Annotated in this window: 1 protein-coding gene; it reads right to left on the bottom strand. The window is 56.8% G+C overall.

Annotated elements, in window-relative coordinates:
* Positions 1-98: 98 nt before the first annotated feature.
* A complete protein-coding gene (locus ACP7FG_RS13070) occupies positions 99-239 on the bottom strand; it encodes an FCD domain-containing protein (RefSeq protein ID WP_439226637.1) in 141 nt (46 codons plus the stop codon).
* Positions 240-259: the final 20 nt, after the last annotated feature.

Raw genomic sequence — 259 nt, 5'->3', positions numbered from 1 at the left:
CAGAGCAGGTTCATTAGCATTTTGTTGTGGCTGCCCTGCACGATGCAGTAGTGAAAATCGAGATCGCCCTCGCGCTGGTAGTAGGCTTCGCCACGCTTTCAATCCGCCTGACCTTCGTGTAGCGCCAGCACATCCCGCAAGCCCTGCACCTCCTCCGGTGACATATGCTCAGCTGCCAGCCGCGCCGCCATGCTCTCCAAGGCTTCTCGCAGATCAAAAAGCTCTAAAAGCTCTTTCATCGAAAGCTTGACCACCCGCG

The sequence above is a fragment of the Idiomarina sp. ST10R2A5 genome (assembly GCF_051842325.1).
GTDB lineage: Bacteria > Pseudomonadota > Gammaproteobacteria > Enterobacterales > Alteromonadaceae > Idiomarina > Idiomarina abyssalis.
This window is presented reverse-complemented; position numbering and strand designations above follow the sequence as displayed.